The sequence below is a fragment of the Bacteroides sp. AM44-19 genome (assembly GCF_003603395.1).
GTDB lineage: Bacteria > Bacteroidota > Bacteroidia > Bacteroidales > Bacteroidaceae > Bacteroides > Bacteroides uniformis.
Window position 1 is genome coordinate 127,153 of the sequence record NZ_QTNB01000004.1, and the last position, 21,747, is coordinate 148,899.

The following is a 21,747-nucleotide window of genomic DNA, read 5'->3' on the forward strand; positions in this document are numbered from 1 at the left end:
TGATTAACTATATAAAAAGTCAATATCTTTGATGTTATAATAGCTTGGAAATTTCCTCCCATTAATAAATAGAATGGGTGTAGTGTAAAACTTATGTGTTATACACCATTTTTCTTGTGCATTGATGAAAGGCTCGTATTTAGGGATTTCATCCAAGAACTTAATGTTATGTAGGATTTTATTTTTACTGATAGGATAGTTATCAACATATTTTTTTAGTATCATGGCAAATAATTGGGGATTCTTTTGATAGCCAGAGAGAATATGGGAAGCTATTACTATCGATTCTGGATGTTTCTTTTGGTCTAACAAAAATATTAAATCCAATTTGGTATTGGCTTTTCTTTGAAGGATGGGCATTAGTTTTTGTAGCTCTTTTATGCATGAAACACAAATAGGACTGAAAATAAGAGTAAGGCATATTTCGGCATCTGGATTTCCTATTGATATTTTATTCACTTTGTCAACATCTGTAAGACAAAGTTCTTGTTGAAAAAGATATTGGGAAATGTTTTCGTCATATATTAATTCGTTGTATTTTCTTTTCAAGGTGGTGTGTTCTTTTTGAGTGGCAATTATCGGCTTGATGACTATATAGATAGATGTAACAGTAACGAAGATCGTCGTTATTTCTATTATTGATTTCAAATGTAGCAATTCGTATATATAATTCATCTTTAAAGTACATATACTTAGCATAAACAGAAAAACGAATACCACTTGTACAGAAAGGCAAAGGGTACACCATTTTCTTGCTATGAATTTCTGATAAAAAAGAGAATAGCATACATATCCGATACTGCAAACAGACAGGAAGTTTATAAGTGCCTGTGCTGTACCAAATGGTAGGAATAGTAATACAATTAAAAGAGATAAAAAATACACAAAACCTATATCGCTCCAAGAAACAAGTCCGAGGAAATATGCGTCTTTGAAATCCAAGATAGAAGAACAATCTATATTATTCTTATTTCCGGTGGCTGAACATAATTTTTTAATGTGTACATTGTACTTGTCTATTTGGTCTACAAACAAAAGTATGGATGCAGTCAGTCCTCCTAAAACGCCTGTAAGATATAGATAAAAAAGAATGCCTCCTTCGTGCTTTAAAATAAGTAAATATGCGAATAATATGGCTACACACAATATAAGCATAGGATATTTTATTTGCTTAATGATTGTGCTGAATTTCATTTTTAGTGGAATACTGATTTTACCTGGTCGGTTATCCATAATAAGGATGTTACCGTCCCACATATCTTCAAAATCCTTTCTCGATATACTTTCTATCTTTCCTTTCTCATCAATAGTCTGAATAGATTCGGCAGTAACTTTTGTTATAAACAGGAACAAATCCACATTTGTAATAACATGAGCAATGAAAGGAGAGGGTATATTTGTCAGTTCTTCATAACTGGTATGTATGGCAAAACTATCTTTGCCCATCCTATGTAATATATACTGGAAAGATAGGAAACTGGGAAAATCCGGATGTTCCTTCAATATTACATATAATGCAGCAGAATATTTGCAGCCATAATATTTTGTGATAATCTTCAAAATGGTTCTTGCATTGTCTTTTATTATTTTTTGATGTGCATTCATTCTGTTGCTTTACTGTTTTAAATATTTGTCTATCGTTGTTGCCGCTTGTTGGTCACTTGGTCTTGGAGCATTCACTTCAACAATATTGCCCTGTTTGTCGAAAATGATGTATCGGGGAATTAATTCCAGCTTTAGCTTTTCCAGTATTTTACTGTTCTTTGGGTTTGTGATGAGGAAATTGTCGGGTACTTCCGACAAGCCTTCCTGCTCTACTGCCTTTTTCCAGCTGCTTTCCTGGTCCTTGAAGGCGAGATAGACGAATACCACATCTTTTCCCTTGTACAGCTCTCTTAGCTTTGCCGATGGAGGCATTTCTTCCCGGCAGGGTACACACCAGCTTGCCCAAAAGTCCACATAAATGACCTTTCCCCTGTTTTTTTTCAACAATATGTTCAAGTTGGTAGGCTTTCCGTGGATGTCCTTCAGCAATAACTGGTTGGCATCGGCAGACAAGTTATATTGGTCTCTTATCTTGTTGGGCAGCAGTGTGTCTTGGGTGATATGGATATATTTGTCAAGATAGCTGTTTACGTCTTGTGCCGAAAAGTTTTCGCCGATTTCTTTGATGCAGCGTTCAAGCAGGATTTGTTTTGATTTTGGCTGAAATGTTTTCGGAGATAGCTCATCGAAGGTTTGACGCCAGTCGTTGCTTCCTCCCTGCGATTTGCGTATTGTCGGGATGTGCTGATTCAAAAACCAGAGGTAGTAGTCCAGAAATTCACGGTAGGAGGGATAACGGATATATTTGTCGGCTATTCCGGGCTCCATTTGGCGGTAGAAGGCGGTGTCTTCATTCAGCATTCTCCGGGATTCATAGTCTTTCAGCTTGAGCAGGTATTGATAACGGTCGTGTATCTCGCTTGAGATAAGTTGCTGTTCTTTAAAGGAATTGATAGTATCTGTGTAGTTCTTTTTGTAACTGTCGAACATGGATTGTAATGAATCCAAAGGACAATAATCTATTATTAATGAAGTCCAATTGTTGGCTCGTATCATGTTAATGCTTTGGGCAATCCGTACCCAATCGCTTCCCAAGCATGTTTTTGCTTCTAAGCCGGAGTGTGTCCTCCCTTTACGCAATTCATAGTTCATATTATAGATTCTGTTGCGTTCCGGGTGATGCTTGCTGCTTAAAATGGGGTAGTTCAGGCTATCCATTGAAATAGTAATGGTATCCCCTTGCATTAAAGGGTAGTAGTTGAACTCAAAATCCCCATAGTTGAGCCCCAGCTCCTTGAAATGTTCAGTGGAATAGAGGGTTATGGTATCGAAATCTTTGTCCGGCATGTATTCCATAAGAGTTCCTATACTGTCGGTATAGAGGACTTTAGGCATCGGCACGTGTCTCACTCCTCCCGGTGTCCTGTGGGGCTTAGGATGGTAATGATTGAAACATACTACAATATTCTTTCCACATTTCTCATTGATGGCTTGTTGCCGGCAAGATGAAATGCTTATTACCAGAAAAAAGATGATACATATATACTTCATAAGTATAGGCTTTTAATTTATGATGATATTAAATAATGAATAGGAAAATTATTAGTTTGAATAACAATTTTCCTATTCTGTAACCTGCGGATTATCCGCAGTAGCTACTTGAAGGGCAGCTATCACAGCACCAATTTCCCTTGGCGGTAGCCATGAATTGAGCTTGAACTTTGGTTACACCGCACTCTACTCTACCACTTGGAGATTTGTAGCCACAAGTACCAAAACCACCTTTGATAGCTCTCATTTGTTTTTTATTGAGGGCTTTCGCTTTTAAGTCATTAAAATTCATAGTGTTCAAGATTAATTTAGTTCTACTCTATTAAAGCTTTTCGATTCCGCTTATATTTAGTGCACAAAATATCATAAATTGAAGTAGCCTTCCAAGAATATGTCATCTGTTTCTATTTCAATGGAGTATTCTCCGCTCTTCTCACCGTTAAGGTCTATATTAAGAGTAACAGGATTACTACATGTCTCTGAATAGACCGTTTCACCGGTAGTTTCGTTGGTGATAGTGATAGTGGCAGACTCAATGTTTTCATTGAAGCTGACATTTACCACATTATTATATAGGTAAGCATCTACTATCGGCATATATATGCTACGGACTACAGGACCTCCTTCTTTATTAATAGGTGGTATATAGTCGCCAGGAACTGTTTGTTGGAGAACAATCTTTATACAATCATTCACTTTCTCCGCATGTACTGCTATATTGCCAAGAGAGAAAATTGTTAGCAGGATAAATAATAGTCTTCTCATATTTATACGTTTTATTTGTTTTCGTTGTCACAAATATAGGACTATTTTAGCTTATGGATATGTATAAAACATGTATAAAGTGATGTATAAAGTGATGTATAAAGTGATGTATAAAGTGATGTATAAAGTGATGTATAAAGTGCTGTATAACGGTGCTGTATAACGGTGCTTATATATGTATAAATAGTTAATTTGTCTTAACGCACAGTTCCTTCAACACCTTTTGCAGAGAAGTTGAACCGTGAGGAAAGCCCATCCGCTTCTCAACAATGCGATTCGCTTTTTTGTAGACGGTGTCTCGTTTGCAGCCCAACAGACATCCGAAATAGCTGACCGGCAAATCGGTCAGGTATAGACAGCAGAGGTGAATTTCTTCTTGCAGCAGTTTGCAATCCGCACATAGCCTTAAGGTGATTTGGTTCCAACGTCGGTCTGTTTCGGCAATCAGTTGCAACCAGTCCTCCTTTTCCATGTGCAGCTCCGAGCTGTCATGGTCTTTGTAGTCTTGGATGATTTGCTTCATCTTGGTTTTTACATCCGAATATTTTTGTGTGCTTGTCAAGAGCAGAACTCGTTCGTGGTTCAGGGCTTCCAGCTCATTACGCAATTGCTTTTTCTGCGCTGCATCATAATGCAGTTGTTCCAACTCTCTTTCTAAATATGCGATTCTGTTTTCTTTCTGCCGTTGCTCTTCTTCAAGTTTGGCATTTTGTTGCTGCATTGCGGTTTGTACCTCTTTCAGTCTGTCCTTTTCTTCCTCCAAAAGGAAGGTTCTTCTCCGGTATCTTTTCAGCATGTACAAGGCCAAGAACGCTGCCGCTACAACAGACAGCAGGAGACCGTTATATTTACTGATGACTGAATCGTGTTTCTTCTGTTGATGGGCTATCTGGGCACTCTTTTCGGCATCAATCACGGAATAGGCTTGTCTGTTACGGTTGTTCCGCAAACTATCCGTGTAGATGGAGCCGGTTCGTTCCAAGTCCAATGATGTTTTAAAATCTCCGGAAGCTTTTGCTATATCTGATAATAACTTGTAAACTCCTGCTTTTATGGCATGACTCTTATCAGGAAGGGCTTTGTTTAGATAGAAGGAGGCAGAGTCATATTGCCGGTTCTCGTAATAGGCATTTCCTAATATATAGAAAGCATTGTAGCAGAAAGTTGTATCTTCCTGCAGGGCAAAGTTTTGCTTGGCAAACTCCACTGCTTTCTTTCCATTCTCCATTCTGTAGTACAATGTGCTTAGTGCAGACAGTATGGTTCTGTTCAGAGTTTTGTTGTTTGTCATTTTAGCCATATACAGTGCTTGCAGCATCAGTTTTTCAGCTTTCGGATAGAATGACTTCCCTTTTTCCATCCGAATCATTCCCTGCTGTGACAAAGCTTCTGCCTGAAGCAGCGAATCTTTCAGCAGGACAGCCATTTGCTCCGCTTCCCGATATATGGAATCTGCTTGCTCATTTAAATCTTGTGCATAATACAAGTAACCTATATTATTGCAGATAAGGCTTTGCAAACGAATGTTTTTTGTTTTTTTTGCTAAGATGTTCGCTGTAAGAAAGCTGGTAACGGCTTCCTCTGCTTTCTTCATGTCTCTGTAAACGCATCCCCAATAGTAATATGCCCGTGCTTGCAGTAGGGCATCCTCATGCGTGTCATAGTAGCGCACGGCCACTTGTATCAGCGAATCATCCGTCTGCACCATGTAGTTCTTGTCCCGTGCCTGCGTCAGCAGCAGTGCATGGTAGGCACGGTCTGCTTTTGTGCTCAGGCTGTCGGTTGAGATACTTTCCAGCATGTGCAGTGCGCTGTCCGGATGCAAATTCATCAGCGAGTCTGCCCGTACCAATAGTGTATTGTAGTCCGTCTTTTCGGTGCAGGCTGCCAATAGTGCGGTCAGTATGGCTATGAGGGCTATGGTTCGTTTTCTCATGCAGTTTGCAGCTTGATATACTGCAAAAATAATGTTTTTTGTTTAGCTTATCCTTGTCCGGTCGTGTTTTTTTCAAAGGATGCATTCCCGTTTGAACCGTATTCATCGTGTGCTGTACAGGGTTTCTTTGTGTTCCGCATACGTGTTTCTCCCGAGAAACCTTTTGATTTGCCAATGTTCTACTATAGTGAACAAGTCAGACCACTAAGGTGAACAAATCAGCTCACTTAGGTGAACAAATCAGACCACTTAGGTGAGCCGTTGTCAATACGCTGCGTTTGGCACAAGAAATATATATGCTTTTCTCAATAAAGGACGGGGAGAGACGGACGAAAGCCCGTGCGTCTTGAGGGGAGTGATAGTAAGCAACAGGATAAAGCCGAAAGGGTGAGGGCAAATTTTGCCCTCACCCTTTTTATTTGCTCTCACTCACCACCGCAATGCCGATGAACAGGGCGTTTCAGGAAAGCAGTGAGGGTAGTGAGGGCAGGTTTGCAAACTTTCTCTTTTGAACTTGCTGAAGATCTGATTCCGAATACCGGGTTCACACGGAAAATACCGCCTCCTTACTCGAAATGCAGTGCACCGAAGAACTCCGGACAATGGAAGTTCGGCTTCTCCAGTTCAATCGGATTCCAGGAAAGGAAGTGGGGGGTCTGAAGCTTGTCACCACACTTATAGAAGTTGGCACGAATGGTCTGGCCATCCAATGAAGTGATGCGGTGCAGGAAGAAAGCGGAATAGGGAACGACCAGAGCCACTTCCCAACTGCACTCTCCTACTCTTTCTTCAAACGCCTCACGTCCCAAAGAAGCCCAACGCTGTACTTTATCGAGCACCTCTTGCGGGGCATGCTGGCGGTTTCCACGTCCGGCACCTGCCCCAATAAGCAGAGTTCCGGCACAATTACACTCCATATTGTAGTACACTCCGTCACCGGCAGGCACAGAGAAGAACTCTACACACGCATCTTCCCAAACCGGACCGTTATCGTGGCCTGCAACTGCGCGTACACTCGCTTCCCTTACCTTGAAATGCAGCAGAATGGCATCTTCCGTATGCGCTATGCGGAACGCCACATCGGGAGTATAAGGAAAAGCAGCCCAATTCACAGTGTTTACAGGCTGAAACGCCACCTTCTCTTCATCCATAAGAGCCGGAACCGACTCTACCGGTATATTGGCCACACTTACTTTCTTTACATTCAATTCTTTCATTTTACTATTTTGGGGATTAATTGCAGACAGCGGCAGCATGCAAAGAGCGGCAGCTATCGTCATTAAAAACTTTTTCAGATACATGAGTCAATGAATTTTTTCATCTCCGGTGTATGCTCCTCCACGCTCTGCAACAGTTTGAACTGAGCCTTGGTACGCACAAGATTGTGCTCCGGATACTGGATTTTATAATAAGTATCACCGTTGATATAATCTGCCAGGAAGCGTACGCACTGCATGTATGGGAACAAGGCAGCCGCATAAGGCAGATTCTCAATCTCTATCGGCAACAAGAAGGATTTGCCCGATTCCAGATAACCCTTGGTAAATGCCTGGAATATTTCCATATTGAAGTTCACATTATCCAGATTCTTGTCATCTTCCAACCCCGTGTTGGCACCTGAGCGAAGGAAATCGCCATAATCGGAGAAGATGAAGCTGGGCATCACCGTATCCAGGTCGATGACACAAAGCACCGTACCGTCTTCGTCGAACATCATATTGTTCACTTTCGTATCACAGTGGCATACCCGTTTGGGCAGTTTGCCTTCACGGTACAGACGTTCTGCCTTACACATTTCATCAGCGCGTTTTTCTATCTCATCCAGAAAATACCGCACCTCCTGCACACGTCCCGCAGCATCGGCAGCCACAGCGTCACGGAGTTGCTTCAGGCGGAACTCCATGTTGTGGAAATCGGGAATTGTCTCGCCCAATGTATCTGGAATATCGGCAAGCATAGCCTGGAAGTTACCGAAGGCAGCTCCCGCATAATAGGAATATTCGGGGTTCACCGTCTCGTAAGTCTTGGCACGGGGAATAAAAGTCATGATACGCCAGTAGTTCTCACCGTCATACCAATAGGTTTTCCCTTCGGCCGTGGGGATGAAATGAAGCACTTTACGCTCGACATCGGCTTCTCCTTTCTCTTCCAGTTTCTTACGGATATGCCCGGTCACAGCCTCGATATTAGACTGTAACATCTCTACATTCTGGAAAATGGCATGATTGATACGTTGCAGAACATAGTCCGGCGCATCGGCCTCAACGGTGGTCACTTTGTACGTATCGTTAATCAGGCCTGAGCCTAAAGGCTTGATTTCACGAACCGTACCCTGCATTTGAAAATGAGATACAATAGATAAAAGGTCTTTCATGATAATTAATGAATTAATTTGTTTACAAAGATACGCTGATTGCCTTATACCAAAAGGCAAGTATCGTTCGGCGCGCTTCCAAAATTATACATTTATCCAAACATAACCGCAAAAACTGCCTAATAAATAAGAAGTCTTGTACAAAATATACCTATATTTGTAACTGAAACCTTAAAAACTACCCGAAAAGTGCGAACGTTTATCATCCGGCTGCTTCTTGTTTCAGTAAGCATGATTGCTGCAACCCTGCAGGCGCAGAACATCACCTTCAACCATCTGACAACCGACGACGGTCTGTCACAATTCTCCGTGAACAGCCTTTACATCGATGAAAACGGTGTCTTATGGATTGGAACCCGAGAAGGCTTGAACCGTTATGACGGAGAAGACATACAAACTTACAAGCTGCAGAAGAACGACCCTTACAGCCTTTTCTGCAACACCGTGCTGCGCATGGCCGGCAACCGTAACGGAAAAATCTACCTGCTCTGTACGGAAGGAGTAGCCGAGTTCAATCTCGCCACCCAAAGATTCACCACCCTGCTGCAAGGAAATGTGCACAGCATATATTACAAAGAGGCCCTTTTCATCGGAAAACAGAATGAAATCTACCGCTATAACGAGCAGACCGGGAACTTTGACCTCTATTACCAGCTTCCCGGAAAAAGTCTGGAAATCTGCTGTATGCATCTGGACAAAGGACAAATGTGGATTGGAACGACCACCGACGGAGCATACCGCCTGCAACTGGACAAGAACGAGCTGACCCACCCCATCCTGAAAGGCAACATCACCAGCATATACCAAGACAGCGAAGGCGAGTTATGGATTGGCAGCTGGGAAGAAGGGCTGCACCATGTAAAGACCGACGGAACCATCGAAATCTTTGAATACGACGCAAAGAACCCTTACAGCATCTCTTCCAACTTCGTGCGAGCCTGCTGTGAAGACAATCTGGGAAACATCTGGATTGGGACATTCAACGGATTGAACCGGTATGACAAAAGTACGGGACTCTTCCAGAACCACACTGCCAGTGATGCCCAGAGCGACGGACTGACACACTCTTCCATCTGGTGCATCGTAAAGGACAACCAAGGAACGCTGTGGCTGGGGACCTACTTTGGCGGCGTCAACTACTTCAACCCCGAGTACGAGATATACAGCCGCTATATGTATTCGCCCATCGAAAAGAAGGGGCTGAGCAATCCGGTTGTAGGCCGCACCATCGAAGACAAGGACGGCAATCTGTGGATTGGCACCGAAGGGGGCGGACTGAACTATTACAACCGCCGTACCCGTGAGTTCAAATGGTTCCGCCCGGAAATCGGTCCCAACAGTATTTCCCATAACAACATCAAGGCTCTCTATTATGATGCCTCCAAAGACATCATCTGGATAGGAACCCATCTGGGCGGACTGAACAGACTGGACATACGCTCGGGGCGATTCACACACTACCGCATGGAAGCAGGTAATCCGGAGACCTTGCCTTCCGACATCATCCGCGATATCGCGCCTTACCAAGACCACCTGGTGATAGCCACCCAAAACGGAATCTGCCTCTTCGACCCTGCCAACGGGAAATGCCAACAACTGTTCCAGGACAGCAAAGAAGGCAAAAAAATCAAGATGGTGGCAGATGTCACTTTCGACAGCAACGGTACGCTCTGGATTGCAGCCACGGGCGAAGGTGTGTTCAGCTACCGTTTCGATACCGGCAAACTGACCAACTACCGCCATGATACTGCCGACCCACACAGCATCAGCAACAACAATGTAAACAACATTACCCAAGACAGCAAAGGCAATCTGTGGTTCGCCACTTCGGGCAGCGGACTGGACTTATACCGCCCTGCCAGCAACGACTTCGAGAACTTTGACCAAGCGAAGAACGGCCTTTCCAGCGACTGTATCTATGAGACGGAGGAATCCCCCACCAGCGGCAAACTGCTGCTCATCACCAACGAGGGCTTCTCCATCTTCGACTACCGGCAAAAGGCATTCCTGAACTACAGTGCCGAAAACGGTTTCCCAATGACTGCCGTCAATGAGAATGCCCTTTGCGTGACCCGTGACGGAGAAATATTCCTGGGAGGCACGCAGGGAATGATTTCTTTCCATGAAATGGAGTTGAACTTCACGCCGAAACCCTACAAAATCATCCTCTCCCGCCTCATTGTGAACGGAACGGAAATACAAGTGGGAGATGAGACCGGTATCCTGCAGCAAGCCTTGTACTGCACCCCCGAGATTACGCTCAACGCTGACCAGTCCATGTTCAGCATAGAGTTTGCCACTTCAAACTATGTAGCCGCCAACAAAGACGACATCATCTATAAGCTGGAAGGCTTCTCCAACGACTGGAACAGTGCCCGTGGACTGCACAACATCACCTATACCAACCTGAATGCCGGAACCTATAACTTGATTATAAAGCCCAACGGAAAAGACGAGAGCCTTTGTCCGCAAGTCCACCTGACCATACACGTGTTGCCTCCCTACTACAAGACTCCCCTTGCCTATCTTATCTACCTGATAGTGACGGGAATCCTGCTCTGGTATCTGGTGCGTACCTACAAGTCGAGAATCAAGCTGCGTGAATCGCTGAAATACGAGCAGAAGCACATCCGCGACGTAGAAGCCCTGAACCAGTCCAAATTGCGCTTCTTCACCAACATTTCCCATGAATTCCGTACCCCGCTGACGCTCATCGTGGCACAAGTGGAAACGCTGATGCAACTCCAGAATTTCACGCCTGCCATATATAACAAGGTATTGGGCATTTACAAAAACAGCATCCAGCTACGGGAACTCATCACCGAACTGCTCGACTTCCGCAAGCAAGAACAAGGACACATGAAGATAAAGGTAAGCCCACACAACATCGTGAACTTCCTATACGAAAACTATCTGCTTTTCCTGGAATATGCCAGCGCCAAACAAATCAGCCTCTACTTCGAGAAGGAAACAGACAGCCTCGAAGTGTGGTATGACCAAAAACAGATGCAGAAAGTGATAAACAACCTGCTGTCCAACGCCATCAAGCATACCAAGGCAGAAGACAGCATCACCCTCAGCATCAAGACCGAAGGCAGCAATGCCGTCATCCGCGTGACCGATACCGGCAGCGGCATAGATGCCCGGGAAGTGGACAAAATATTCGACCGCTTCTACCAGATAGACCAGATGGACTCTACGGATGCAAGCAAGACGGGTACGGGCATCGGTCTGGCATTGACCAAAGGTATCGTGGAACTCCACCACGGTAGCATCCGAGTGGAAAGCGAACTGGGCAAAGGCACCAGCTTTATCGTAAACCTGCAATTGGGGAACGCGCTGTTTGACGAAGAGCAAATAAATAAGAATGCAGACAGCGTGCAACAGATAGAGATTCCCAAACCGGAAAACGATGCCTTGCTCAAAGCCGAGCTGGAAGAGAATGCTCCCATCAAACGCCTGCCGGATGCCAAAATCCTGATAGTGGAAGACAACGACTCCATCCGTGACATGCTGGCAGGTATCTTCAAGCCCTTCTACGAAGTGCTGACTGCGGCCGACGGAGCGGAAGGACTTGCACTGGTACGCAGCGAAATGCCCAATATCGTAGTCAGCGATGTAGTAATGCCCAACATGTCGGGAACGGAACTGTGCAAACAGATAAAAAGTGACTTCAACACCTGCCATATCCCCGTGGTGCTGCTCACTGCACGGACTGCCATCGAACAGAACATCGAGGGACTGCGCATCGGTGCGGACGATTACATCACCAAACCGTTCAACACCAATCTGCTGATTTCGCGCTGCAACAATCTGGTAAACTCGCGTATTCTTCTGCAGGAGAAGTTCAGCAAGCAACCACAGGCTTTCGCACAGATGCTTGCCACCAATCCCATAGACAAGGAGATTCTGGACCGCGCCATGACAGTCATTGAGAAACATCTGGACGATACGGAATTCAACGTCAACGTCTTTGCCCGTGAAATGGCAATGGCACGCACCAATCTGTTCACCAAGCTGAAGGCTATCACCGGGCAAACTCCGAACGACTTTATCCTGACTATCCGCCTGAAGAAGGGTGCCCTGATGCTGCGCAACAATCCGGAACTGAATATCACCGAAATTTCGGACCGGATAGGTTTCAGTTCTTCACGCTATTTCTCCAAATGCTTCAAGGACATTTACCACGTCAGCCCGCTGGCCTACCGCAAAGGAGAGAATGGAGGAGAAGAAAGTACGGAAGACAGTGAAGAGACATCTTAATATTGTACATCAAGCCATCGCATGACACGGTTTGTACTTTTTCTCCCTTCCCTTGTACTTCCTTATACACCCGATTCCACAAAACCTCTTACCTTTGACCTCAGAATTACAATCTAAAGTCAAAGAACTATGAAGCATTTTTCCCCCTTGTGGTCTCTGCTTCCCGGTGCAGCCCTGATAGCGGGATGCGGAAGCCAATCAAAAGGCAAGGCTCCGGAGCACTCTCCGCAGAAGCCCAATGTAGTATATCTGATTGCTGATGACCTGGGTATCGGCGACCTGAGCTGTTACGGTGCCACCAAAGTAAGCACTCCCAACATTGACCGCCTTGCCGGACAAGGCATGCAGTTTACCAACGCTTATGCCACTTCTTCCACCAGCACTCCTTCCCGTTTCGGCCTGCTGACGGGCATGTATCCCTGGCGACAGAAGAATACCGGCATCGCTCCGGGCAATTCCGAACTCATCATCGATACCGCCTGCGTCACTATGGCCGATATGTTCAAGGAAGAAGGCTACGCCACTGCAGCAGTGGGCAAGTGGCACCTCGGCCTGGGCCCTAAAGGCGGTACAGACTTCAACCACTCCATCAAACCGAACACCCAAGACATCGGCTTTGACTATGAATACATCATCCCCGCTACCGTCGACCGCGTTCCCTGCGTCTTTGTAGAGAACGGACATGTAGTGGGCCTCGACCCCAACGACCCTATCACTGTGAGCTACGACCACAAGGTCGGTGACTGGCCCACCGGTCTCGAAAACCCCGAACTCGTCAAGATGAAACCCAGCCAGGGGCACAATAACACCATCATCAACGGCATCCCCCGCATCGGCTGGATGACCGGCGGCAAATCCGCCCTTTGGACAGACGAAGACATTGCCGACGTGATTACAGACAAAGCTAAGAACTTCATCACAGCCCATAAAGACGAACCTTTCTTCCTTTATATGGGTACGCAAGATGTACATGTTCCCCGCGTACCGCACCCGCGGTTTGCCGGCAAGAGCGGTCTGGGTGCGCGCGGCGATGTCATCCTCCAGTTGGACTGGACCGTGGGCGAAATCATGCATACCCTGGACAGCCTCGGCATTGCCGACAACACCATTTTCGTATTCTGTAGTGACAACGGTCCCGTCATAGACGACGGTTATCAGGACCGGGCACGCGAACTGCTGAACGGCCATACTCCCATGAAGCACTACCGCGGTGGGAAGTACAGCGCTTTCGATGCCGGTACCCGCATTCCCTTCATTGTACGCTGGCCCAATGGCATCAAGCCCGGCAAACAACAAGCCCCCTTCTCCATGATTGATGTATACGCTTCACTCGCCGCCCTGCTGGACCATCCGCTGGAAGCAAGCATCGCTCCCGACAGCCGCGACCAGCTCAACAACTTCCTGGGAACCGATACTGCCGGATGTGACTATATTGTACAACAGAATCTGGACAATACACTCTCCATTATCCAAGGAGACTGGAAATACATAGAGCCCAGCGACAAGCCGGCACTGGAGTATTGGACAAAAATAGAAATGGGCAACGCCCCGCAGCCTCAACTGTACAATCTTTCCATTGATCCGTCCGAAAAAGACAATGTGGCAGAAGCCCATCCGGACAAGGTAAAAACGCTCTCTGCCCTACTGGAAGAGGTGAAGGAAGCAAAGAACCAAAGTGAAAGGGAATAAAAGTACAAGAGTGATATAGTTCGCAAGTTTTGTACGAATTCGTACTTTTTGCGAACTATTAACTAATGCATTTGTATATTCCATCCCCTACATTTGCGATGTGATTCAACTCTGAAGTGAGTACAAAACAAAGAAACAACCTTTATTAATAACTAATTAAATTAATATTTATGAAACAGAAATCCAGCTTCTTTAAAGCATTAGGTATTATGTTGCTTTCTGTCCTATTTGCCACGCAGGCCAATGCACAGAATCTCACAGTAACAGGTACAGTGACTGACAACTTAGGTCCGGTGATTGGTGCTTCTATCCAGGTGGAAGGAACAAGTAACGGATGTATCACAGACATTGACGGAAACTACACCCTTCCCAATGTTCCGGCAAACGCAACTCTCGTATTCTCCTATATCGGATATCAGACACAAAAGATTGCCGTAGGCGGAAAGACCAAAATCGACGTAAAACTGGCAGAAGACAGCCAATTGCTGCAGGAAGTTGTCGTAGTGGGTTACGGCGTTCAACGTAAGAGTGACCTGACCGGTGCAGTTGCTTCTGTAAAAGCAGCAGATGCATTGAAGAATACCCCGACCGGTAATGTATCCGATGCATTGCAGGGACGTATGGCCGGTGTATCAGTTCTCTCTGGTTCCGGTAATCCTACTGAAGACAATACCATCCGTGTACGTGGTATCAACTCTATCACAGCAGAAACCGGTCCTTTGGTTGTTATCGACGGTTTCATCGGTGGTTCCCTTCAGTCGTTGAATCCTTCCGATATTCAATCTATCGAAGTATTGAAAGACGCATCTGCAACAGCTGTTTACGGTTCTCGCGGTGCAAACGGTGTAATCTTGGTTACTACCAAAAACCCATCCCAAGACAAATTGACTGTATCTTTTAATGCATTTGCCAACATCAAGACTGTAGCCAAGTATGCTGATAATCTTTCTCCGTATGAATATGCCAACCTGGTTAATGACTATGGTAAGGAATACTTCGGTTATGAAGATAATCACTTTTACAACGCAGAACAATTGGCTGCTTTCAAGAATGGTACGGCAGGTTATGATTATTCAAGAGAAATCTTCCGTACTGCTGTTACTCAGAACTATGAACTTTCCATCGCAGGTGGTGGCGAAAAAACTACCTTCCTGGCATCTTTGCGTTATCAAAACGATGAAGGTATCATTAAGGAATCAGACAGTAGCATCTACAGTTGGCGTTTAAAAGTAGATACTAAAATTAAGAAATGGTTGAAAGCCGGTTTGAATATCTACGGACACTACAGAAACAATTCAGCTCCCCGTATCAGCCAATACGACGGTTTAATTCAACAAGCGATGTACTTCCCAAATACCATTTCACCTAAAAACGAAGAAGGCAGTTATAACAACGCATTCTTTGAGGGAAGCCCGTCATACAACCCGATGGGATATATCTGGGAATCTAACAACTCCAACAAGACCGTCAACAACCGCCTGCAAGGTTATGTTCAATTTGATATTATGGATGGTTTGAGCTTCCGTTCACAATTGGGTGTTGTATTTGACAACCGTCTTAATACTTCCATCGAAAATGAAGAAAGCTATAGCTTCTACAAGAACAACAAGACTCAAGGTCAGTCTCGCAGCTATTGGAACACCTCTTGGTTGAATACCAATACATTGAGTTATGTTAAAGAATTCAATGCCAACCACCGTGTCAACGCAACTGCTGTATTCGAGCAATCTTACGATAATAACTACAATCATACAAGCACTGCTTCTAATCTGGATTACATCGACCGCATCGGAGTAGATAACCTTGCATGGTCTGACGCTAACCTTGCAACTATCGCTTCAGACCGCGTCATTAACACATTAATGTCAGGTATGTTGCGCGTCAACTATGTATTCATGAACCGTTATATGGTTACCGCTTCTATACGTGCCGACGGTTCTTCACGTCTGAAAGACAAATGGAGCTACTTCCCCTCTGCAGCCTTGGCTTGGGACCTGAAACAAGAAAACTTCCTGAAGGACAACAGCTTTATCAATCAACTGAAACTTCGTTTAGGTTACGGTTCTGTTGGTAATCAATCAGTAGAGGCTTATCGTATTTTCTCTAAGATGTCTCCTGTAAGAAACAGTGACGGCTCCACCTCTTACAAAGTAGACCGCCCTGCTGCTCCCTACCTGAAATGGGAACGTAATGACCAGTTCAACGTCGGTATTGACTTCGGCATTCTCGATGGTCGTGTCCGTTTAACGGCAGACTGGTACAACAAACTCTCTAAGGATATCTTGCTTGAATTGGCACAGCCCGCCCACATGGGTTACTCAGCATTACTGATGAACTCCGGTGAAATCAAAAATACCGGTGTTGAATTCACCATCAGCGCAGATCCGTTCAATAGCAAAGATTTCAGCTGGCACACAGATCTTACCTTATCACACAATAAGGGTACATTTAATAAGATACCGACTGCCAATCACCGTCAACAACAAGCCGGTAACTACCAGAACCAATTGTTCCAAATGATTGAAGGTGAGAAACTGGGAACTTTCTGGGGATATACTTTCGACGGAATCTGGCAGGAAGCAGATGTTAATGCTCCGTTTATTGATGCCAACGGCAATGCAACTGGCAAAACGAACGGTGAGGTATACAACGTATTACCCGGTAACTCAAAATATGTAGACGTTAACAAAGATGGCGTTATCAATAATGAAGACCAAGGTATAATCGGTTGTGGACAGCCGACCTTCAACTGGGGTTGGAACAATACTTTCAACTATAAGAACTTTGATTTCTCATTCTTCATTGTAGGATTCCATGGATTCGATATTTACAACGCTACTCATCAGATGGGCTTCAACCATATCAAGAGCCAACAAGTGGCTGGTGTAACTCCTATGCGTGACTTCCTTAACCGTTGGACACCGACCAACACCGATACGGATGTACCGGGCTTCATAAATGGCGGTACTGAGAATAAAGACTTCTTCTCTACACGTTTTGTAGAAAACGGAAGCTTCATCAAAATGAAAAGTATCACATTAGGTTACACATTACCGGAATTAGCCTGCAAGGCACTCGGTATCACAAACCTGCGTGTTTATGCTTCTATTCAAAACCCATTCCACATCACCAGTTACTCAGGCTTGGATCCTGAAGCAACTATGGGTAGCCCGTTGGTACAAGGTGTTGACTGGGGTGCATATCCCAACAGCCGTAATTATCTGATTGGTTTGAACTTTGCATTCTAATGATTAATCTTATTAAACAAGAGAACAATATGAAAAAATTAGCATATATAGCAACAATTGCCGGTAGTATGTTTCTAACAACTTCTTGTGTAGACCTGACACAAGAACCGCAATCCTTCATCACAGAAGAGGAATACATTGCCAGTATGGACCTGACCGGTCTTCAACAAGCTGCAACAGCACTATACAATGATTTATGGAACGGAAACTATGGTTTCAACTGCCGCCTACAACGTATCAATGTATGTTCGGATGATATTATCTACCGTGCAGCAAAAGCCAACAACGAATTGGCGAATTATTACAGACTGACTCCTAATATTACAGCCAATAACGCCGACTTCGACACTACTTGGAAGCTATTTTATACAGTAATCAACAACTCGAATAAACTTATCAATAAGGTTGTTCTTCCTGGAGATGCGACCAAAGCCAAACAATTCGAAGAAGTATTGGGAGAAGCTTACTTCCTCCGCGGACTCTCTTATTTCTATTTGGCACGTATGTACGGTGATGTGCCACTAATCCTAAAAGAAGAAGATGCCTCGACTTACATGCCGAGAACTGCCGTTGCCGAAATCTACGACCAGGCAGTTATTCCAAGCCTGACAAGAGCCGTAGAACTGTTGCCTACAAAAAGCCGCACAGGCTTTAGCTCCGCCCCATCAAAATGGGCAGCTAAAGCTTGTCTTGCCGATGCTTATATGACTATGGCAGGCTGGCCTTTAAAGAGAGGACAAGAATATTACTCTCTGGCAGCTGCAGCCGCTAAAGACATTATAGACAACTCAGGCTTATATCTGACTCAAGAATATGCAGAATTGTGGAAAGAGGCCAATAAGGCACAAGCCAACGAAGTAATGTTTGCCATTCATCATAATGCTAAACTGAAAACTGCAAGTAACTATGGCAAGTCTTATTATCCGGTTGACTTTGGTCTGAATGCCGGTTGGGCCGACTATTATGCAAACGAAGCTTTCTTCCTGAACTATCCGGATGATGAGCGTAAGGCATGGAACTACATGACAGAATGGGATACCAAGACAGGTCATGTCACTTATAAAGAAAGTCAAGACAAGCTTCCCGCTATCTCCAAATATTATGACTATAATGAAGGAGCAGCAGGCAAAAGCGCCCAAGCCAATGGTATCACTTGCATTTACCGTTATGCAGATGTTCTGTTGATGTATGCCGAAGCCTCCACTCGTGCAACAAACAGTGTAAATGCACAAGCCTTGGATGCCATTCAGAAAGTACAAAAGCGAGCCGGTTATGCAGATAACCAATTAACAACCACTACTGATCCTACAGCCTTTACAACAGCCGTATTCAACGAACGTGGTTGGGAATTCTTTGCAGAAATGAAACGCTGGTTTGACTTGGTTCGACTGGAAAAAGTCAGTGAAGTTAGAGCTGAGACATGGAATGGTTCTCTTTTCCAAAGAAACAACCATTACTACTTCCCAATACCTTACCAGCAGATTGAATTGGCACAATGGACCAATAATGCCGGTTATTAATAGAAACAGAATAACACAAAACTTCTAACCTTATTTATCAAGAAATCAAATAGACCTTAATCAATTTGATATGTACGAAAGGGAGGGGCCGTGAGGTTCCTCCCTTTTATTTATCAATACAATGATAATACTGCCCCAAAGACATCCAACCAAATAAGGAATGGTCTTGAACGTCAAAAGCAACTATATCACACTATTCCCAATATACCATTAGAGCCTGACATCGCGACAGATATTATTCATTTTGAAACTTTTGTGTAGAAACAAAAGTAGTGAGTAGACCGATATAAGCCCAGAAAGTAATCAATAAAAGAATCTATATCATTGATTTGTCATTCTATCCACACGTATTACCGCCGGTTTTCCACAAAGCATCCCCTGCGGCATAGGTACCTTGATTTCCCTTCCATTGAAAACAATCCGAATCTCTTTCAGAGCCGCATTCATGCAAGCATCGGTGACAGAAACCACAATCTCCCCTGCTTCTTCCCTTATCAGCACCGCACACGGGGCAGAAGCAGAAAGAGACAAACCTTCTGCCTGCAAACCTTTATTGCCGGGATACAAGACAGCTTCCACCACCTTTCCATCCATAGAGCAGACCGCCTGCACCAAGGTATCGTTCTGCAATACCCGGAACGGCAGTTCATCCGATGGTATCTGCCGGCCTGCATAAACCACATAGCCATAGGTATCATCAACCGGACGCTGTCCATGATTTGCCCACAGACGGAGGATTCTGGCTTCTGAGGGCAAGCCTTGTTTCTTTTCATTCACCTTGTTCCGCTTCACCCAATCTGTGGGACGAGTCTCGCAAGTAACAAATGCTTCACGGGTATACTCAGGAAGTATCCGATAGGCAAACTTACCTTTCTGCACCAGCCAGAGGGGAGTACCATCTGCCGACAAAAGCGAGTGAGTACCGGAAGCGACAAGCTCCATTTTTCCCCTTTTCATCGAGAAAACTTCATCCGTCCAAGCCGTCTGGTCGATGGTGGTACGAATCTCCCCATCCAGTTCAGGACGCTTATTGGTTACGCCCGTACCCAAAGCTACCATGTAATCTCCCAGAATGAAATAAGACTTATATGCCTTGAAGCCATAAAGAACCTCGTTCAAGCCCTCACTGTTCCCCTTGTCGTTCACACCCTCTTTCGCAGAAGCGTTCATCTTTTCGAAGATATATCCTGCAACGGCATTACTCCCGCCATCCGTAGCACCGGCAGCAAAATTACTCCTGCTGCAATAACCACGCCAATTCTCTACGGGAACCAGCTTGTCCATGCCTTCGCGTGCAGTCACACCCGGGGAAGCGGTGACATCCCAACCGCCCATAATCCGGAAATACTCATCGCCGCTGCGCTGGAACAACGTCATTCCATCCGTCGGATAGAAATTGTAGGCATCAGCAAAACTGGCGGCACTCTCCAGTCCGTCACAACGGACAGAGGCCATATTAATCGTGATATGATAGTCGGGGGTCTTCTTTATCAAGTCGTCGTTGTTGAAGAACCAACGGGTACCGGAATAGATGCCCGGAGCATACTCCTCCATCATGATGCGATTCTTCTTCACCTCTTGCTGCAATTGCAACAGTTCCCGCTGCTCTTCGGGGGTGAAAGAGTCCATCCAGTTGCCGATAAGGTTATCCAGCATTCCGGCATAAGGGATGGAAAGCTCTGTGGGATTATATACATACGAGCCACGGTCCAGGCAAGGAAGGCGATATCCCTTATAATAATACCAGGCACCACCACGCAGGAAATTAAGAAGTGCCTGCACATTATCCCGGCCCAGATTCTTGGCCCAGGGAGAGCCTTTCAGCATATTCAGCATTTTAAGTGCATTGGAAGTCCCGTCAATGGGATAGCCCCAAATCAGGCATTGCTTTCCATGTCCCCAACCTGCTCCGTCGGCAGTGAATCCCTCAGTCCAGAAAGCATCGGAATACGTAGTTTGGGAGGTCATACTGATACCGCGCTGGCAAACTTCCGCCAGCAAGTCTATCATAGGAATGGAACGGTACATGGCGGCCACGGGCAATAGGGAACGATAGGCCAATGCATTGCCGCCCACCCACCACACATGGTTGCGGAAACGGGAAATGGAAACTACATTCCCATCGGTTTCGTCGTGGCGGAGAGGTTGGGTCCAGGCTTGTAAGGCAATGGTTTTCAACATATCACATGCCTCTTGCAGCAATGTGCCGCCTTTCCCGCCTTCCGCATCATCCATCTGTTTCAGATAGCAGAAATAAGTATTGACCGCTGCCGTAGGTATGGCAAAGCAAGATGCATGGAAACGGGGACCGTCATTGGGGCGTCCTGCCTCGATACCGCCGTAATGCAAGATTGCCTTCAGCACTTTACCGGACAAGGCCTGCTCTTCTGTCAGTTCACCTTTACGATAGGCATCCGCTACTTTCCAGATACGGTTGAAGGCATCCGCCACGAACAAGCCTATTTCGGCCTGCGGGTTGGAGTAAGGCTTCTGAAAGGCATTCTCTTTGCGGAATTGCTCTTCCTGCTCCCTTAAACCAGAAAAGATACCGTCGGCAGTGAGTTGTGCCAGGCACTCCTGCGCACTCAACCGGGTGTCCAGGGAATGATAACGGTAAGGATGCTGCGCAAAGGAAGCGCGGAAAGCCTCGATGGACTTCTCCTTCTCTGCATCTCCCCGCTGCCGGGCTTCGTTGTAGTAACGGTGATAATTATTGAAAGCAAACTGTGTTTCCTTCTCCTGCGGAAAAGCAGGTGCAACCAAGCAAAGGCCGAGAATGGTCAGAATAAGGTTTCTCTGCATATTAGAATCGTATTGGTTATTGTATAATGTCCGATTATATTTTCAGCAAATATA

General features: G+C 45.2%; 12 protein-coding genes. 4 read left to right on the forward strand and 8 right to left on the reverse strand.

Going from position 1 to position 21,747, the window contains the following annotated elements; all coding sequences use genetic code 11:
- Positions 1 to 3 precede the first annotated feature (3 nt).
- The 7 genes from DW947_RS08645 to DW947_RS08675 all read right to left on the reverse strand — a co-directional run bounded on the left by DW947_RS08645 (position 4) and on the right by DW947_RS08675 (position 8,171).
- Complete coding sequence (locus DW947_RS08645; RefSeq protein ID WP_016272094.1) at positions 4 to 1,605, reverse strand: vitamin K epoxide reductase family protein; 1,602 nt, start codon at positions 1,603 to 1,605, stop codon at positions 4 to 6.
- Positions 1,606 to 1,614: 9 nt separating this feature from the next.
- Positions 1,615 to 3,096 carry a TlpA family protein disulfide reductase gene (locus DW947_RS08650; protein WP_117962989.1) on the reverse strand — a complete coding sequence of 494 codons (1,482 nt, stop codon included), beginning with the start codon at positions 3,094 to 3,096 and terminating at the stop codon, positions 1,615 to 1,617.
- Positions 3,097 to 3,187: 91 nt separating this feature from the next.
- Positions 3,188 to 3,388 carry a TIGR04149 family rSAM-modified RiPP gene (locus DW947_RS08655; RefSeq protein WP_016272096.1) on the reverse strand — a complete coding sequence of 67 codons (201 nt, stop codon included), beginning with the start codon at positions 3,386 to 3,388 and terminating at the stop codon, positions 3,188 to 3,190.
- 71 nt (positions 3,389 to 3,459) lie between these two features.
- Complete coding sequence (locus DW947_RS08660) at positions 3,460 to 3,861, reverse strand: DUF3244 domain-containing protein (RefSeq protein WP_016272097.1); 402 nt, start codon at positions 3,859 to 3,861, stop codon at positions 3,460 to 3,462.
- Positions 3,862 to 4,048: 187 nt separating this feature from the next.
- Positions 4,049 to 5,797, reverse strand: coding sequence for a hypothetical protein (locus tag DW947_RS08665; RefSeq protein ID WP_016272099.1), 1,749 nt, complete (start codon positions 5,795 to 5,797; stop codon positions 4,049 to 4,051).
- Between the two features lie 566 nt (positions 5,798 to 6,363).
- On the reverse strand, positions 6,364 to 7,098 hold the full coding sequence (locus DW947_RS08670; protein WP_117963699.1) for a carbohydrate-binding family 9-like protein: 735 nt from the start codon (positions 7,096 to 7,098) through the stop codon (positions 6,364 to 6,366).
- On the reverse strand, positions 7,089 to 8,171 hold the full coding sequence (locus tag DW947_RS08675) for a phosphotransferase enzyme family protein (RefSeq protein WP_087332855.1): 1,083 nt from the start codon (positions 8,169 to 8,171) through the stop codon (positions 7,089 to 7,091). Before DW947_RS08675 ends, DW947_RS08670 begins: the two co-directional genes overlap by 10 nt.
- Before the next feature lie 189 nt (positions 8,172 to 8,360).
- Between DW947_RS08675 and DW947_RS08680 the strand changes: the two genes are divergently transcribed.
- From DW947_RS08680 to DW947_RS08695, 4 genes are all read left to right on the forward strand, one after another.
- Positions 8,361 to 12,434: a hybrid sensor histidine kinase/response regulator transcription factor gene (locus tag DW947_RS08680; protein WP_087332854.1), complete on the forward strand. Its 4,074-nt coding sequence runs from the start codon at positions 8,361 to 8,363 to the stop codon at positions 12,432 to 12,434.
- 129 nt (positions 12,435 to 12,563) lie between these two features.
- The gene (locus DW947_RS08685; protein ID WP_119958480.1) at positions 12,564 to 14,123 is read left to right on the forward strand and encodes a sulfatase family protein; all 1,560 of its coding nucleotides are present in this window, start codon (positions 12,564 to 12,566) and stop codon (positions 14,121 to 14,123) included.
- Between the two features lie 170 nt (positions 14,124 to 14,293).
- Complete coding sequence (locus DW947_RS08690) at positions 14,294 to 17,371, forward strand: SusC/RagA family TonB-linked outer membrane protein (protein WP_016272103.1); 3,078 nt, start codon at positions 14,294 to 14,296, stop codon at positions 17,369 to 17,371.
- A 29-nt stretch (positions 17,372 to 17,400) separates the two neighbouring features.
- Positions 17,401 to 18,891: a RagB/SusD family nutrient uptake outer membrane protein gene (locus DW947_RS08695; protein WP_178499483.1), complete on the forward strand. Its 1,491-nt coding sequence runs from the start codon at positions 17,401 to 17,403 to the stop codon at positions 18,889 to 18,891.
- 321 nt (positions 18,892 to 19,212) lie between these two features.
- Here DW947_RS08695 and DW947_RS08700 read toward each other — a convergent pair whose 3' ends face one another.
- Positions 19,213 to 21,693, reverse strand: coding sequence for a polysaccharide lyase family 8 super-sandwich domain-containing protein (locus DW947_RS08700; RefSeq protein ID WP_016272105.1), 2,481 nt, complete (start codon positions 21,691 to 21,693; stop codon positions 19,213 to 19,215).
- Positions 21,694 to 21,747 lie beyond the last annotated feature (54 nt).